Source organism: Mesorhizobium sp. P2_E6 (assembly GCF_056403835.1).
This window is the reverse complement of record NZ_JBFUEQ010000042.1, coordinates 1-767: the sequence shown is the minus strand read 5'-3', so window position 1 is coordinate 767 and position 767 is coordinate 1. Positions and strand designations below refer to the sequence as shown.

Annotated in this window: 1 protein-coding gene; it reads left to right on the top strand. The window is 61.9% G+C overall.

The window, feature by feature from the left end:
- Window positions 1-767 (top strand): DUF1173 family protein (locus tag AC1D08_RS33670; RefSeq protein WP_477425352.1); only part of this gene is annotated, 767 nt, incomplete at both ends.

Here is a 767-nt window from a genome sequence, read left to right as displayed (position 1 = left end):
GGATGTCGCTGCGTGGCCTGCTTCATTATCTCTGGCATGAGGCCGAACTGACGGTCTGGACATCGGGGTGGGCCGGTAAACGGGATTGGTGGAATGTCCGCTGGCATCTGCTCGAAGCTGCCGGGCAAATGACAGTGAGGGGCGGACCGCTCGCCGATATCCTGTTCGTGCCCGAGCCGTTTCGGGCCGAGAACAGGCAAGCCATCGAGCAGCGTCGCAACGCGGTTCTCGGCTCGGCGCTCCCGCCGAAATCAGGTCCACGAAAGTTGCTCGTCCTGGTCGGCGAGGTGAAGGAGATCGTGCCCGCCCGCTCCGGTCAGAAACTCGTCATCAGGCACCTGCCCGGTTTTCCCTTCATCATCGACGATGCATTGCATCGCCGCTTGCAGGCGCGTTTTGAAAAGGAATTGTCCCTGTGGGCAGCGGATTCCCGCTCGCATCTCATGACGATCGCGACGTTCGCACTGAACCCGGCCGGCCTCGCCATTGTCGAGGAGATTGCGTTGATGGTGGTCTCCGAGAACTGGATTCCCTACGAGACGGTCCCGGAGAAAAGGCTCGTCGATGGGCTCGCCCGCCTTCGCGAGAAGAGCGTGAAGGGATTGCGCTTTGACCTGCAACCCGACCAGCCGATCGCCAATGCGTTGCTTCAGGCCAGGGACGACCCGATAGCGCTCTTTGTCGTTCCGGCCGGAGCGGACGAAAACTACGAAGCGTCGCTCGACGAAATGATCGCCGCGCGACCTGAGATCGGCTCCTGGGTGTGG